18 protein-coding genes and 2 tRNA genes are annotated in these 14353 nt (G+C 69.2%); 13 read left to right on the top strand and 7 right to left on the bottom strand.

What is annotated here, in order from left to right; genetic code table 11:
* Position 1 precedes the first annotated feature (1 nt).
* Entirely contained in the window at positions 2–733 is a 732-nt protein-coding gene (locus AOM45_RS10385) for a Type 1 glutamine amidotransferase-like domain-containing protein (RefSeq protein WP_030472118.1), read from the bottom strand.
* Between the two features lie 51 nt (positions 734–784).
* Here AOM45_RS10385 and AOM45_RS10380 point away from each other — a divergent pair, with 51 nt between their 5' ends.
* From AOM45_RS10380 to AOM45_RS10365, 4 genes are all read left to right on the top strand, one after another.
* Complete coding sequence (locus tag AOM45_RS10380; protein WP_051784460.1) at positions 785–1459, top strand: YdcF family protein; 675 nt, start codon at positions 785–787, stop codon at positions 1457–1459.
* The gene (locus AOM45_RS10375; RefSeq protein WP_030472120.1) at positions 1459–2697 is read left to right on the top strand and encodes a deoxyguanosinetriphosphate triphosphohydrolase; all 1239 of its coding nucleotides are present in this window, start codon (positions 1459–1461) and stop codon (positions 2695–2697) included. Before AOM45_RS10380 ends, AOM45_RS10375 begins: the two co-directional genes overlap by 1 nt.
* A 238-nt stretch (positions 2698–2935) precedes the next feature.
* Complete coding sequence (locus tag AOM45_RS10370; protein WP_030472121.1) at positions 2936–3943, top strand: serpin family protein; 1008 nt, start codon at positions 2936–2938, stop codon at positions 3941–3943.
* 69 nt (positions 3944–4012) lie between these two features.
* The gene (locus AOM45_RS10365) at positions 4013–4531 is read left to right on the top strand and encodes a Scr1 family TA system antitoxin-like transcriptional regulator (RefSeq protein ID WP_030472122.1); all 519 of its coding nucleotides are present in this window, start codon (positions 4013–4015) and stop codon (positions 4529–4531) included.
* On the opposite strand, the gene AOM45_RS10360 is transcribed toward AOM45_RS10365, so the two are convergent.
* On the bottom strand, positions 4528–4707 hold the full coding sequence (locus AOM45_RS10360) for a hypothetical protein (protein ID WP_030472123.1): 180 nt from the start codon (positions 4705–4707) through the stop codon (positions 4528–4530). The genes AOM45_RS10365 and AOM45_RS10360 overlap by 4 nt on opposite strands.
* Positions 4708–4789: 82 nt before the next feature.
* On the opposite strand from AOM45_RS10360, the gene AOM45_RS10355 reads away from it, so the two are divergent.
* Both AOM45_RS10355 and AOM45_RS10350 read left to right on the top strand, forming a co-directional pair.
* Positions 4790–5347, top strand: coding sequence for a carboxymuconolactone decarboxylase family protein (locus AOM45_RS10355; protein WP_030472124.1), 558 nt, complete (start codon positions 4790–4792; stop codon positions 5345–5347).
* A 4-nt stretch (positions 5348–5351) separates the two neighbouring features.
* Entirely contained in the window at positions 5352–6164 is an 813-nt protein-coding gene (locus AOM45_RS10350; protein WP_035913004.1) for a class I SAM-dependent methyltransferase, read from the top strand.
* A 1-nt stretch (position 6165) separates the two neighbouring features.
* Here the strand turns inward: AOM45_RS10350 and AOM45_RS10345 are convergent, their stop codons facing one another.
* Both AOM45_RS10345 and AOM45_RS10340 read right to left on the bottom strand, forming a co-directional pair.
* Positions 6166–6792 carry a dioxygenase family protein gene (locus tag AOM45_RS10345; protein ID WP_030472126.1) on the bottom strand — a complete coding sequence of 209 codons (627 nt, stop codon included), beginning with the start codon at positions 6790–6792 and terminating at the stop codon, positions 6166–6168.
* Positions 6793–6888: 96 nt separating this feature from the next.
* Positions 6889–7755, bottom strand: a complete 867-nt coding sequence (locus tag AOM45_RS10340; RefSeq protein WP_030472127.1) for a sigma-70 family RNA polymerase sigma factor — start codon at positions 7753–7755, stop codon at positions 6889–6891.
* A 35-nt stretch (positions 7756–7790) separates the two neighbouring features.
* On the opposite strand from AOM45_RS10340, the gene dnaG reads away from it, so the two are divergent.
* From dnaG to AOM45_RS10325, 3 genes are read left to right on the top strand one after another with little or no spacing between them, the layout of a single operon-like run.
* On the top strand, positions 7791–9680 hold the full coding sequence (dnaG, locus tag AOM45_RS10335; RefSeq protein WP_030472128.1) for a DNA primase: 1890 nt from the start codon (positions 7791–7793) through the stop codon (positions 9678–9680).
* Complete coding sequence (locus AOM45_RS10330; RefSeq protein ID WP_030472129.1) at positions 9680–10171, top strand: hypothetical protein; 492 nt, start codon at positions 9680–9682, stop codon at positions 10169–10171. Before dnaG ends, AOM45_RS10330 begins: the two co-directional genes overlap by 1 nt.
* Before the next feature lie 24 nt (positions 10172–10195).
* Positions 10196–10936: a trans-aconitate 2-methyltransferase gene (locus tag AOM45_RS10325; RefSeq protein ID WP_030472130.1), complete on the top strand. Its 741-nt coding sequence runs from the start codon at positions 10196–10198 to the stop codon at positions 10934–10936.
* Between the two features lie 6 nt (positions 10937–10942).
* Here AOM45_RS10325 and AOM45_RS10320 read toward each other — a convergent pair whose 3' ends face one another.
* Complete coding sequence (locus AOM45_RS10320; RefSeq protein ID WP_030472131.1) at positions 10943–11224, bottom strand: YtxH domain-containing protein; 282 nt, start codon at positions 11222–11224, stop codon at positions 10943–10945.
* Positions 11225–11366: 142 nt separating this feature from the next.
* Between AOM45_RS10320 and AOM45_RS10315 the strand changes: the two genes are divergently transcribed.
* From AOM45_RS10315 to AOM45_RS10305, 3 genes are all read left to right on the top strand, one after another.
* A tRNA-Asn gene (locus AOM45_RS10315) sits at positions 11367–11439 on the top strand.
* A 74-nt stretch (positions 11440–11513) separates the two neighbouring features.
* The gene (locus AOM45_RS10310) at positions 11514–12251 is read left to right on the top strand and encodes a glycosyltransferase family 2 protein (RefSeq protein ID WP_030472132.1); all 738 of its coding nucleotides are present in this window, start codon (positions 11514–11516) and stop codon (positions 12249–12251) included.
* A 52-nt stretch (positions 12252–12303) separates the two neighbouring features.
* On the top strand, positions 12304–13161 hold the full coding sequence (locus tag AOM45_RS10305) for an oxygenase MpaB family protein (protein WP_030472133.1): 858 nt from the start codon (positions 12304–12306) through the stop codon (positions 13159–13161).
* Here the strand turns inward: AOM45_RS10305 and AOM45_RS10300 are convergent.
* Positions 13116–13577, bottom strand: a complete 462-nt coding sequence (locus tag AOM45_RS10300) for a GNAT family N-acetyltransferase (protein WP_051784462.1) — start codon at positions 13575–13577, stop codon at positions 13116–13118. The two genes, AOM45_RS10305 and AOM45_RS10300, sit on opposite strands and share 46 nt — an antisense overlap.
* A gap of 105 nt (positions 13578–13682) precedes the next feature.
* Between AOM45_RS10300 and AOM45_RS10295 the strand changes: the two genes are divergently transcribed.
* Positions 13683–13760: transfer RNA gene (locus tag AOM45_RS10295), tRNA-Ile, on the top strand.
* A gap of 27 nt (positions 13761–13787) precedes the next feature.
* Here AOM45_RS10295 and AOM45_RS10290 read toward each other — a convergent pair.
* Positions 13788–14351: a TetR/AcrR family transcriptional regulator gene (locus AOM45_RS10290; RefSeq protein ID WP_030472135.1), complete on the bottom strand. Its 564-nt coding sequence runs from the start codon at positions 14349–14351 to the stop codon at positions 13788–13790.
* Positions 14352–14353 lie beyond the last annotated feature (2 nt).

Here is a 14353-nt window from a genome sequence, read left to right as displayed (position 1 = left end):
CTCACAAGAGCCGGGTGTCGAGCTTTTCCTCCTGAGCGGTTGCTGAAGAATCCTCTCTGACCACCACGTATGCGCCGGAACCCCGCCGTTCCGTCACCGCCTCGACGAGCTCGGTGCCCCGGTACAGCAGGCCGACGCCGTCGTCGGTGCAGTAGGTCTTCGGCAGCATTCCGGCGGCCACGGCCTCGTGGATCTTCGGGCGGCGCTGCTCCTCCGAGTCGTAGTGCACGCCGTTGCCGTAGGGCAGGAAACCCAGGCCGTTCGTGACGATCCTCAGGTCCGGGCCGAACGAGTCCGTCGCGCCACCCGCGTGCCAGCAGAGCGAGCCCGCGGACACACCGCTGAGCACCACACCGGCCTCCCACGCCTTGCGGAAGATCGGGCCGAGCCCGTGCACCTCCCACACCGCGAGCAGGTTCGCGACCGACCCGCCACCCACCCACACGACGTCGTGGGAGAGCACGAAGCTCTCGATGTCGTCGGTCGGCGGCATCGTGAACAGGTTCAGCACCGACACTTCGACGCCCGCGATGTTGCCCGCTTCCATCATGTTCGCGTTCATGTACCGCTGGTCGCCCCCGGCGGTGCCGACGTAGCAGAGTCGCGGCTTGCGGCCTTCCACTCCGGAGAGGTCCAGCGCGAAGTGGATCAGCTTGCCGAATTCGAGGAAGGTCCGGTGACCGGAGCGCAAGCCCCCGGACGTGGCGAGGATGGTGGGCTGCTCAGCAGGCATGATGGTGATCCTCGCAGGGGCGTCAACGCGAACCCCGCGCGGTCTGGGAGCATGCAGGGTGTGCGGACCACGCCCCTCAAACCATTCGCCAGGATTCGCCGGATCGTGTTGCGCCTCGTCTTCGGGGCGTTGGTCGTCGGTGTGCTCGTGGTGGGCGGCACGGCGTTCCGCGTGTGGCAGGTCGCGCGCGTGGACGACTGGACGAAGGCCGACGTGGCGGTCGTCCTCGGTGCCGCGCAGTACAACGGCGTCCCCTCCGACGTGCTCGAAGCCCGGCTCCAGCACGCGCTGGGCCTCTACAACAAGGGCGTCGTCGGCTACATCGCCACGACCGGCGGCCGTCAGCCCGGCGACAACTTCACCGAGGGCCAGGTCGGCAAGATGTGGCTGGTCAAACGGGGTGTGCCGGAGGACCACGTACTCCAGGTCGGCGAGGGCGCGGACACGCTCGGCTCGTTGCGGGCCGTGGCGTCGGTGGCGCACGAGCGCGGCCTGAAGACCGCGGTGATCGTCAGCGACCCGTGGCACTCGCTGCGCGCCCGCACGATGGCCGAGGACGCCGGGCTGGAGGCGTGGACGTCACCGACGCGGGTCGGGCCGAACGTGCAGACGCGCGAGACGCAGTGGTTCTACATCAAGCGCGAGACCGGAGCCTTGCTGTACTACCGCCTGATGAAGGCTCACGCCGGCGTGTTCGAGGAGCTCAACCTCCCTAAAATCGGGTGATGGGATACACCGGCCACGACGCGGAGCGCCTGCTCCCGGAAGAACCGAAGAGCGCCGCGCTGCCGGGTGCCCGCACCGACACCCGCACACCGTTCTCCCGTGACCGCGCCCGAGTGCTGCACTCCGCGGCCCTGCGCCGGCTCGCGGGCAAGACCCAGGTCGTCGGCCCCGGCGAGGGTTCCGAGGTCACCGGTGTGCCGCGCACGCGCCTGACGCACTCGCTGGAGGTCGCCCAGATCGGCCGCGGCATCGGGGACGAGCTCGGCTGCGACCCGGACATCGTCGACACGGCCGGTCTCGCGCACGACATCGGCCATCCGCCGTTCGGGCACAACGGCGAGAGGGCGCTCAACGAGCTCGCCGGACCGTGCGGTGGCTTCGAGGGCAACGCGCAGACGTTCCGCATCCTCGCGCGCCTCGAACCCAAGTCCGCGCACGGGTTGAACCTCACTCGCGCGGTGCTCGACGCGTCGACGAAGTATCCGTGGAAACGCACGCCGGGAACGGTGAAGTTCGGCGTGTACGACGACGACCTCGAAGTGTTCGACTGGATGCGCCGGGGCGCACCGGACCGTGAGCGGTGCATCGAGGCGCAGGTGATGGACTGGTCCGACGACGTGGCGTACTCGGTGCACGACGTCGAGGACGGCGTGCTGGCGCACCGGATCAGCCTCGGAGCGCTGGCCCGTCCCGACGAACGCGCCGCCATCGCGTCCCTCGCCGCCAAGACGTTCTCCGACGAGTCCGAGTCGGCCCTCGAAGCCACCGCGGAGGAACTGCTCACGCTGCCGGTGATCGCGTACTGGACCGAGCACGAGTACGACGGTTCGCTGGGCGCGCAGGTGGCGTTGAAGAACCTCACCAGTGAACTGGTCGGCCGGTTCGCGAGTGCCGCCGTCACCGCGACCCGCGAGGTGCACGGCGAGGGCGCGCTCACCCGCTACAACGCGTCGCTGGAGATCCCGCGGCAGGTCGCGGCGGAAGTGGCTCTGCTCAAGGCGATGGCCGTCCGGTACGTGATGAGCGACCCCGCCCGCCTGGCCATGCAGGCCGCGCAACGCGAGCTGATCGCCGACCTCGTCACCCGTCTGATGGAACGCCCGACGCTGCTCGACCCCGCGTTCCGCCCGGTGTTCGCGGCCGCTTCCTCTTACGCCGCAAGGCTTCGCGTCGTCGTCGACCAGGTCGCGCTGCTCACCGACGCGCAGGCCGTGGCCTGGCACCGCGCATCGGCGTAGCTTCGAAGGCATGGCGGACGAGTCGAGACCGCCAGGCCGACCGTGGCCGTGGCGGAGACCGAGCAGGGAAGCCGTTCCCGTGGGCTTCGACGACGAGGGGGACGACGACGGTTCCGCGGGTGTGCGCGAACCTCGTCACCCGAAACCACTCGGGCCGATGGGAGGTGCGGGGGAGCGGCCCGTCCCGGAAGATCCGATCGTGATGTCACTGCCAGATCCACGCCAATAGGGAGTCCACGTGACCGATCAGGCCGACTTCGCTCTGACCGTGCACCGCGTCGCCGTACCTGATCCGTCCTCGAACGCGTGCTGGTCACCGTTCTCGGTGGCCAGTGCGCTCGCGCTGGCCCGCGAGGCCGGTCGTGGCGAGACCCGCGCCGAGCTCGACGGCCTCCTGCGGGACTTCGACGCCTCGGACGCGCTCGACGTGCCGGAGCTCGCGGTCGCGAACACGTTGTGGGCGGACGACCACCTGACGCTGAACCCGGACTTCTCGCTCGCCTCCTCGGTGCGCCGCACGGCGTTCTCCGACCCCACGACCGTCCGCAAGCTCGTCAACACCGACGTCGCCGAGACCACCCGCGGCCTGATCCCCGAACTGCTGGCGAGCCCGCCGCCACCGGACGCCGCGGCGATCATCGTCAACGCCCTGTACCTCAAGGTGGGGTGGCTCAACCCGTTCGCCGCGTGGGAGACCGCGGACAAGCCGTTCCACGCGCCCGGCGGCGACGTGGACGTCCCGACGATGAAGGTGACCGAGAAGTTCCGCTACGCCCGCCACGAGGGCTGGCAGACGATCGTGCTGCCCGCCGCGTCCGGCGTCGAGGCCGTGATCCTCCTCCCGGACACCTCGCTGGAGCAGCCGTTCGAGGAGTCGCTGCTCACGGCCCAGAACTACACCAGGCTCGAACTGTCACTGCCCAAAGTGGACGTACGGGCGAAGTTCAACCTCAAGAGCACGTTGCGGCAGCTCGGGGTCGAGCGCATGTTCACCCGCGAGGCCGACTTCTCCGGACTCTCCCCCGACGAGCGGATGTTCGTCGACGACGTGGTGCACGAGGCCGTGCTGCGCGTGGACGAGGAGGGCCTCGAAGGCGCGGCGGCCACCGCGATCACGTTCCGCACGGTGTCGATCGAGATCCCGGCGGACCCGATCGTGGTCACCGTGGACCGGCCGTTCCTGCTCGCCGTCCGCCACGCCCGCTCCGGCGCGATCTACTTCCTCGCCCAGGTAGCCCGTCCGTAACCACCATTCGCCCTGACGGGCGAGCGTTTCGCGCGGCGAGATCATGATCATGCCTTTACCGTTCCAGGCATGACCCAGCACGGTGCCGGCGAGCAGCTCGTCGTGCTCGCCGCGGCCGGCGCCACGCAAATCACCTGCTTCAGCGGCGTCACCATCCCCGTCCTCCTGCGCACCGAGGGCTACGCGAAAGCCCTGGCAGAGGCGCTGGGACTCACACCGGCACCGGAGCTGCAACCCGACGGCGTGCTGCCGCGGTGCGTGTTCTTCATCCACGAGTACGCGCTGCGCACGGCGGTGGGGAACGACCGGCTGATGGAGGACCAGGTCCTGCACCTGCTGTTCCACGCGCCGTCGATCAGGATCGTGCCGGCCAGCGCGGGCGGGGCGGCCGCGGTCGGCCTGGACTACGCGCTGATCCAGTACGAGCACGAGCCGCCGCTGGTCTACCTCGCGAACTGGGCGCTCGTCAGCGACGCGGCGACCGTGGAACGGGCCGTGCTGATCTTCCAGCGCATGCACGCCGTCGCACTCGACAACGAGCGGTCGCGCGACCTGCTCATGGAGTACGTGGCGGTCTACGACCGTTAGTTCGGTGTGTTGCGACGCAGGAACAGCCGCATGCCGTCCTCACCTGGCAGCGCGCACAGCAGCAGCCGGACGTTCTGGTGCCGCACCGGGACCGCGCACGAGTCGCCCGCCAGCAGCGTCCCCGCCAGCAGGCCGGCCGACTCGTGATCGATGTCCAGCACGAAGTCGTTGCTCATGGATGGACCCTATGAGCTGGCCGCCCCGCAACCCAGTCACCCAAAGGTGTCACGTTCTGGCGGGCTGTCTCGTCCACAGGACATGACGAGGATCAACGGAGTCACCAAGAAGGACGCAGGCCGGCTGACCAGGGCCCTGTACTGGTTCGCGCGGCGCGAGTTCGGGGCCGTGCCCGAGCCCGTCACGGTCATGGCGCACCACCCGAAGCTGCTGATCGCGAGCGGCCGCCACGAGCTGGCGGTCAAGAAGGCGGTTCACGGGCCGTTGTTCGAGCTCTGCGTCTACCGCACGGCCGTGAAGCTCGGCTGCTCGTGGTGCGTCGACTTCGGCGCGATGCTGATGAAGCACGCGGGGCTGGACATCGAACGGTTGAAGCACATCGACTCGTATGCCACGTCAGAGCTCTTCACCGATCTCGAACGCAAGGCGCTCGCCTACGCCGACGCGATGACCGACACGCCCGTCAGCGTCACCGACGAGCAGGTCGCCGAGCTGGAGGAGCTGCTGGGGCGCAAGGAACTCGTCGCGCTGACCTACCAGATTGCGCTGGAGAACCAGCGTGCGCGGTTCAACAGCGCGTTCGGTATCAAGGACCAGGGGTTCACCAGTGGTGACGCCTGCCGCGTCCCGACACACTAGAACCGTGGAGAAGATCACCCTGACGGGCGCCCAGGAGACCATGCTCGCCACGTTGTACGGCCGGGCGCTCGACAGCGGGCGTCCCGTCTCCGTGCTGCGGGACGACGAGGCCAAGCGCGCGGTCGACCGCATCGACTACGACTTCGGCAAGACCGGGATGAACCTGACGTCGGCGGTGGGTGTCGCCATACGCGCGCGGGTGCTCGACGACTGGACGCGTGAGTTCCTCCAGCGCCACCCGTCCTGCACGGTGCTGCATCTCGCGTGTGGCCTGGACACCCGCGCGCACAGGCTCGAACGGCCGGACACCGTGCGGTGGATCGACGTCGACATGCCGGACGTCGTCGCGTTGCGGCACAAGCTGTTGCCAACGCCTGAAGGCGACTATCGGCTCGTGGCGTCGTCTGTCACCGAGAACGCGTGGCTCGACGAAGTGCCCGCCGACCGCCCGACGGTGGCCGTGTTCGAGGGTCTGTCGATGTACCTCACACAGGCAGAAGGCCACGCGTTGATCAGAAGGATCACCGAACGGTTCACGAGCGGTGAGCTGCTGTTCGACGTGTACGGCACGTGGGGGATCAAGCTGCAGAAGCTCGTTCCCGCCGTGCGCAACGCAGGCGCGACCTTGCACTGGGGCGTCGACGATCCGCGCGAGATCGAGGCGCTGCACCCCGGACTGACCACTGTGGACGCCTGGCGCAGCGTGGACCTGCCGCACCTGGACGCGTTGCCCAGGTCCGGCAGGATCCAGATGAAGGTCGTCAGCGCGATCCCGAAGCTCCGCGACGTCGGGAAGCTGCTGCGACTGCGGTGGTGACTCAGGAGTCGATGACGAAGTCGAACTTGGCGGTGTAGCGGTTGCCGACCAGCGGACCGAGCTCCACCTCGCACTCGCGGTCGAGGTACGCGTCGCGCCGGTTCAGGTAGGCCACGTTCATCCCGTACGCCCTGAGGTTGTCGGGGAAGAACAGCTGCGTGGTCAGGATCGGGCCGCCCCGCGCCTGCACCTTGACGTGGATGTGCGGGGTGCGGCCCGGGTAGTCCTTCGGCACGATCGTCTCCAGCACGTACGCGCCGGAGGCGTTGGTGAACTGGTGCCCGCGCATCTTGAACGTGGTGTTGTCGTACACACCGCGGTCGTCGGCCTGCCAGAAGTCCAGCAGTGCGTTGGGAATCGGCGCGCACTTCATCGTGTAGACGAACCCGGTGATGCTGAGCACGACGCCGGTGACGCCGGGCGTGCGCAGGTTCGTGCGCTGAGGTGAGTTCCGCTTGAAGTAGGGACCTTCGATGTTCGACGGCGTGTCGTCGTCATCGACGCAGGTCGGCGTGAGGGGGAGAGGGGCGCTGCGCGCGGTGGTGGTGCCGGCGGCGGTCAGCGCGACCACAGCGGCCGCACCGGTCGCGAGGAACGCCCGGCGTGAGGGGACGTCGTGTTCGGGCATGGTCGGACTCCGGTGGTTGCAACCCGCGGCAGGGGGCTTGGGCTGGACCAACTGGTGTGACGTTAGCGACGAAACGATCCCGGAACCAGTTACGGTCTAGACCAAGAAGTCCACGTGGCCGAGCTTGTCCGGGTTCGCGATGTCGTACACCGCGAGGACCTTGCCGTCGTGCACGGTGAACGTGGTGACGCGCTCCGCCACGTCCCCCTGCGCCGCCATGACGACGCCGAGGTCGCCGTTGACCAGCGCCGGCCGCATCTGCGGGTAGCCGTACTTGCGGACGAGGCCGAAGAAGAACCGGGCGACCTTGTCGGCGCCGGAGACCGTGTTGACGGCGGTGCGGGCCTTGCCGCCGCCGTCGCCGATCATCACCGCGTCCGGGTGCAGCAGGCCGAGCACGGCCTCGACGTCGCCGCTCGACATGGCCGTGAGGAACTTCTCGAGCACCTCGCGCTGCTCGTCCAGCGCCGCGCGGGGCGGTGGCGCCGAGCCGGTGACGATCTTGCGGGCCCGTGACGCGTGCTTGCGCGCCGCGGCCTCGGAGACGCCCAGCACGTCCGCGATCTCGCTGAACGGCAGGGCGAACGCGTCGTGCAGCACGAACGCCACGCGCTGGTCGGGCGTGAGCTTGTCGAGCACGACCAGCGCCGCCATCCGCACGCCGTCGGACCGCACGACGCTCGCCAGCGGGTCGTCGTCCTCGCCGGTCGTGATCAGCGGCTCCGGCAGCCACGAGCCCACGTACGTCTCGCGGCGCACGGCGGCGGAACGCAGGCGGTCGAGGCAGATGCGGCTCACCACGGTCGTGAGCCAGCCGCGCACGTCCTCGATCCCCTCGGCCTTCGCGAACCGCGGCCACGCCTCCTGCACGGCGTCCTCGGCGTCGGCGATGCTGCCGGTCAGCCGGTAGGCGACGCCGATGAGGTGCGTGCGGTGGAGTCCGAAGTCCTCGGCCGTGGTCACGGTTGGCAGTTTGCCAAAGGATTAGACTCCAGGTCGTGGCAGGACGCATCAGGGAGAGCGACATCGCGTTGGTGCGTGAGCGCAGCCGCATCGACGAGGTCGTGGGGGACCAGGTCTCGCTCAAGAGGGCCGGCGGGGGAGCGTTGAAGGGGTTGTGCCCCTTCCACGACGAGAAGACGCCTTCGTTCAACGTGCGCCCGTCGCACGGCACGTTCCACTGCTTCGGCTGCGGCGAGGGCGGCGACGTGATCGCCTTCGTGATGAAGGTCGAGCACCTCTCGTTCGTCGAGGCCGTCGAGCGGCTCGCGGACCGGGCGGGCATCCAGCTCACCTACGAGGGCGGCGGCGTCACGATCCAGCGCGACCGCGGCACCCGCAGCAGGCTCATCGAGGCGCACAAGCAGGCCGCCGAGTACTACGCGGAGCAGCTCGCCTCACCGGAGGCGCAGGCGGCGCGGGAGTTCCTGGCCGAGCGCGGGTTCGACGAGGCCGCGGCACGGCAGTTCGGCTGCGGGTTCGCGCCCGGCGGCTGGGACAAGCTGACCAAGCACCTGCTGGGCCGGGGTTTCGAGCTCACCGAGCTGATCAAGGCGCAGCTCACCAAGGAGGGCCGGCAGGGGCCGATCGACCGGTTCCACCGGCGGCTGCTGTGGCCGATCAAGGACATCGGCGGCGAGGTCGTCGGGTTCGGTGCGCGGCGGATCTTCGACGACGACCCGATCCAGGCGAAGTACCTCAACACCAGCGAGTCGATGATCTACAAGAAGTCGCAGGTGCTGTTCGGGCTCGACCAGGCCAAGCGGGAGATCGCGAAGCGCAAGCAGGCGGTCATCGTCGAGGGCTACACCGACGTGATGGCGATGCACCTGGCCGGCGTGCCGACGGCGGTCGCGTCCTGCGGCACGGCGTTCGGCGTCGACCACATGAACGTGCTGCGCAGGCTGCTGATCGACGACGACGTGAACGGCGAGGTCATCTTCACCTTCGACGGCGACGAGGCGGGCCAGAAGGCCGCGCTCAAGGCGTTCGAGGGAGAGCAGCAGTTCTCCGCGCAGACCTACATCGCGGTGGCGCCGGACAACATGGACCCGTGCGAGCTGCGGCAGGCCAAGGGTGACGTGGCGGTGCGCGACCTGGTGGCGCGGCGCACGCCGTTGATCGAGTTCGCGATCAAGGCGCAGCTCAAGGCGTACGACCTCGACTCCGTGGACGGGCGCGTCGAGGCGCTGAAGAAGATGGTGCCGTTCGTCGCGCAGATCAAGGACCGCGCCAAGCGGGACGGGTACGCGACGCGGCTCGCGTGGTGGGTCGGCTGGGACGACGAGGCGATGGTCGTGCGCCGGGTGCGCCAGGTCTCCGGGGGCAAGAAGCCGGTCGCCACAGCTCAGCGCGTCGACCCGAACCAGATCTCGTTGAGCGTGGACGTCGACGGCCCGCCGCGGCCGAACCCGCGCGACCCGCGGCTGGTGCCCGAACGCGAGGTGCTCAAGGTCGCGCTGCGGCTGCCCGAGTACGCCGGTCCGCTGTACGACTCGCTGCCCGACGAGGCGTTCACCGATCCCGCGTACGTGGCGCTGCACCGCGCGATCCGTGCCGCCGGTGGCGCGTCCTCGGGGCTCGCCGGAACCGCGTACCTGGACGCGATCTCGCAGGCGTGTTCGCACGCGTCGGTGCGGTCGGTGCTGACCGAGCTCGCGGTGGAACCGTTGACCGTCAAGCAGAACGACGAGTTCCGCTACGTGTCGATGGTGATCGCGCGGCTGCAGGAGGTGCAGGTCGGCAAGCAGGTCGAGGACGTGAAGTCGCGGCTGCGGCGGCTGTCCCCGATCAAGGACGCCGACGAGTACCGGGCGCTGTGGGGCGACCTGGTGGCGCTGGAGGAGTACCGCAAGGCGCTCCTGCAGCAGAGCGCTGGAGTGCTGTAGTGGGACTGTTCCGGCGGTTGTTCGGCAACGGTGCGCCGGACGGGTTCACCGGGGAGCTGGAGCCGGACGAGACCGTGATCGCTCACGCACCCGTGCAGGACGGTCACCTCGTCGTCACGTCGCTCGGGCTGTGGGTACCGGGTCCGCGCCGCATCGGCTGGCACCTGATCAGCAAGGTGAAGTGGGAGGGCGCGCTGCGGGTCGTCGAGGCTCTCGAGGCCTCCGCCGAGGGCCCTGTCGTGCTGCTGGAAGACCTTCCCGCGCAACGGTTCGCCGTCGACGACCCCCGTCGTGTGCTGCGCGCGATCAGCCAGCGCGTGGAGGGCTCCATCCGGCACCGGGAGCGCGTCGAGTCGCCAGGGGTGTGGATCCTGCAGCGCAAGATTCCGGGCAGGGACGGCTTCGTGTGGCAGGCGCGCGGGGACGCCGGGGTGGAGCTGGAGGCCGTGCGGGCGGCCGTTTCCGCGTTCGCTTCGAGGCTTGCAGGCTAGCAGTACGCGTGTACTGTTAGCCGTATGTGGGATCCGGCGCAGTACCTGGCCTTCGCCGATCACCGGGGGCGGCCGTTCTACGAGCTCGTGGCACGCGTGAGGGCTTCGGAGCCCCGGCGCGTGGTCGACGTGGGCTGCGGCCCCGGCAACCTGACGGTGTCGTTGTCCTCGCGCTGGCCGTCCGCCGTGGTCGAGGCGTTCGACTCGTCGCCTGAGATGGTCGAGGCGGCGCGGGCGGCGGGTGTCGACGCGCGCGTGGACGACGTGACGACGTGGGAACCGTTGCCGGACACCGACGTCGTGGTGTCCAACGCGGTCCTGCAGTGGGTTCCGTCACATCCCTCGATCGTGGAGAAGTGGGCTGCGGCGCTGCCGTCCGGCGCGTGGCTCGCGTTCCAGGTGCCCGGCAACTACGCCGACCCCTCGCACCGGTTGATCCGCGAGGTCGCAGGCCCCGGCCTGGCGCACGTCTTCCGTGCGGAGAAGCCGGTGCTGGAGCCCGTGGAGTACGCCGACCTGCTGGCGGACTGCTCCTCTGTGGACGCCTGGGAGACCACGTACGTGCAGCGGTTGTCCGGACCGGATCCCGTGCTCGACTGGGTGACCGGCACGGCGTTGCGGCCCGTGCGCGCGGCACTGTCCTCATCGGACTGGGACGCGTACGTCGCGGAACTGGCGCCGCGGCTGCGCGAGGCCTACCCGGAGCGGGCCGACGGCACGACGTGGTTCCCCTTCAGGCGGATCTTCGTGGTGGCTCAGGTGTGAAGATCGTCACGCACGAGGCGTGACGGGCGGCGTGACGGGCCGGCCGTTGGCTTCCTCCTGGTGCCGCCACGGAGCCTTCTCCGCGGCCTTTTCCGCAGCGTCCGCGGCCAGATCCTTCGCCTGGTGGGCGGCTTCGAACGCCTTGTCCTTGGCCTGGCTGGCCGTCTTGCGCACCGTCGGGTTCTCGATGAACCGGTGCCAGAGGCGCACGATCTGGTCGTAGCGCTCACGTCCGGCCTTCGCGCCGAGCACGTAGCCGATCGCCGCGCCGACCAAGATGCCCTTCATGCGGCTTCTCCTCTCACATCGTGGCAGGTCAGAGGCCATTCTCCCGCAAAGTGGGGGGTGCCTGCAGAACCCGTTTTGCGGCTCATGTAGAGTTACCCCCTGTCAGGAGGAACCAAGCCTGACAGGCAGAACAACAGAACATTCCCCCATAGCTCAATTGGCAGAGCATGCGACTGTTAATCGCAGGGTTACTGGTTCGAGTCCAGTTGGGGGAGCTTACCGATGAGGCTCCATCCACTGCGGATGGGGCCTCTTCTCGTTTCACGCTCGTTTCCCGCGGAGCAGCACTGTGCGCCTGATCTCGGTGATCACCCCCGTCCACCGCCCGGAACCCGGCCACCTGACGCAGGCGTACCGGTCGCTCGCGGCCCAGGAGCTTCCCGCCGGGTGGGCGTGGGAGTGGCTCGTGCAGGAGGACGGCCGCACCGGCGTCGCCGAGGAGCTGCTGCCGTCCGACGAGCGCATCAGCCACGGTTCGGGCCGGCACGGCGGGGTGGCGATCACGCGCAACCTCGCGTTGTCTCGTGCGCGGGGTGAGCTGGTGAAGAACCTGGACCAGGACGACGTGCTGATGCCCGGCGTGCTGGCCCGCGACATCGCCGCGATCACCGGGAACGACCGCGTCCGGTGGACCACGTCGCGCGTGCTCGACCTCCTGCCCGACGGCGAGCTGGTCGGCTTCGACGGCGACCCGCCGCACGGGCCGCTGGAGCCGGGCGTGGTGCTCGACCACTGGCGCCGCAACGACTTCCGCTTGCCCCTGCACCCCACGACGTTGTGCATCGAACGCGACCTCGCGGTGATGCTGGGCGGCTGGATGGCCGTGCCCGGCAGCGACGACACGGGCCTGCTGATCGCCGCGAGCGTCCTCACCGCCGGCTTCTTCGACGCGACGGTCGGGCTGCACTACCGCAAGTGGCCGGGGCAGGGGTCCGCCGCGGGGAGCGAGCACTACGAGACGGTCGAGTGGAACGCGCGGATGAAGCTGATCGACGAACGCGCGGCGGCACTGCAGTCGTTGCTCTAGTTCGCACATCTGGGGCCTGGTGCTTTGCCGTCTGCTGGGTCAGCTTGGGTGCATGGCCCGCTTCGCGAACCTCCGCCGCATCACGTCGCTGGACCCCGTCACCGACCACGAGGAGATCATGCGGATCTCCGCGGGCCTCGACTTCCCGTGGGACTACGAGAAGTCGCTGCAGATGGCCCTGTTCAGCACGTACTGCGTCCCGACGATCTCGGGGCTGCTGGAGCGCACCGGCGAGTTCGAACGCCGCCCGCAGAAGCGCTACGACGACACCGCGGTCCTGATGGCCGAGCTCGTGGAGCACGGCTACGACTCACCGCGCGGGCGTGAGGCGTTGCGCGTGGTGAACCGCCAGCACGGCCGTTACGACATCTCCAACGACGACATGCGCTACGTGCTGGCGACGTTCATCTACAACCCGATCGAGTGGCTTTCCCAGTACGGCTGGCGTCCGTTGACGCGGACCGAGCAGCTGGCGGCGTTCTGGTTCTACCGAGCGGTCGGCATGCGAATGGGAATCCGCGACATCCCGGAGTCCTTCACGGAGTTCCGCGAGTTCAAGGAGGCTTACGAACGGTCGCACTTCGTGTTCGCGCCGTCGAACCGCAGGATCGGCCAGTACACGCTGGACCTGTTCTGCTCGTGGTACCCGTCGATCGCACGCCCCGTGGTCTCCCGCGCCGTGGTCGCGATGCTGAGCCCGCACATGGTCCGCGCGTTCGGCTTCACAGCACCGCCGGCCTGGGTGGGCACGCTGGGACGGCTGGCGTTGCGGGCGCGGGCCCGGGTGGTGCGCCGGATGCCGGTGCGTCGTTCGCTGAAGCTGACCAACTCCCGCAACCGCACCTATCCGGGCTACCCGCGCGGCTACCGGCCGTCGGACCTCGGCGCGATCTCGAGCACGGCGCCCTGACCGTTGAGCGTGAAGCCCATGGCCTTGAGGAACTCGTTGCCGGGCTTGAACGCGTCGAGCCGGACGTGCACGTGCGTGATCAACGGGTAACGCTCGGCGAGCGCCCTGGCCATCTCCCTGCCGATGCCCCACCGCCGAAGGTCCTTCGGCACCAGGAAGAACCCGATGCTGGCGTGCCCGTGCGCGGGATGGTCGAGCACGAGATCGACGAACCCGATCATGCCCTCGGCCTGCGCGACCAGCAGCTGCTTCTGCTCGAACGCGGCCCCCTCCGGCAACGCGTAGAAGAGACTCTGCACGTCACCGGGCCCGGACGGGTGGCCCGTGGCAGCCTGGAACCAGTCGTCGCAGTCGGCGAACAGCCGCAGCACCTCGGGCTCGTCCGCCGGGGTGAAGTCGCGGAGGGTCAAACGCACGGGTGCAGCCTATGTGTCGCTCGCCACGGGGGCGCGCAAGGGCCGTTCGGCGTGATCGGTATCCTCCACCACGCAGCGTCAGCGGGTCGCGTCCGCCGTTGCGAGGGGGCAGTAGCTCAACCGGTCAGAGCAGCAGACTCATAATCTGTCAGGTTGTCGGTTCGAATCCGACCTGCCCCACCAGTCTGACCCCGCGGGCGCTGTGCGCGCTCACGAGTTCCGCGCGCCCAAGCCCTCCACGTAGATGGACAGGAAGCGGCGCCACCCGTCCGGCACGTCCCTGATCACCTGGGCCATCGCCCTGGTCAGCGCGGCCAGGTCCGCGATCGAGTAGTCGGCGCGCAGCACGCCGGCCTCGACGGCGCGCTCGATCAGGGTTCCCGCGTGGCCGGCGCCGCGGTGGCAGGCCGAGACCACCTCGGGTGCGTTCGGCAGGTCTCTCGCCAGGACGTCGTTCAGGCCGCGGTCCTCTGCCTGCAGGGCGTACAGGTCTTCGAGGTAGCCGGCGAACGCGTGCCACGGGTCCGGGTCGGCCAGGGCCTTCTCGCCGATGGCGTCCAGTGCGGCGAGGCGTTCGGGGAAGATCGCCCCGACGAAGTCGTCGCGGGTCGGGAAGTGCTTGTAGAGCGTGCCGATGCTGACTTCCGCGCGGCGTGCGATGTGTTCGAGCGGCACGTCGAGGCCGCGTTCCGCGAACAGTTCCGCGGCCGCCGCCAGCAGCTTCTCCCGGTTGCGTGCCGCGTCCGCACGCAGGGGCCTCGACGCGGTGACCATGG

Source organism: Lentzea aerocolonigenes, from assembly GCF_000974445.1.
GTDB lineage: Bacteria > Actinomycetota > Actinomycetes > Mycobacteriales > Pseudonocardiaceae > Lentzea > Lentzea aerocolonigenes.
Note: the sequence above shows the minus strand (reverse complement) of the source record. Positions and strands in the feature narration are given on the sequence as shown.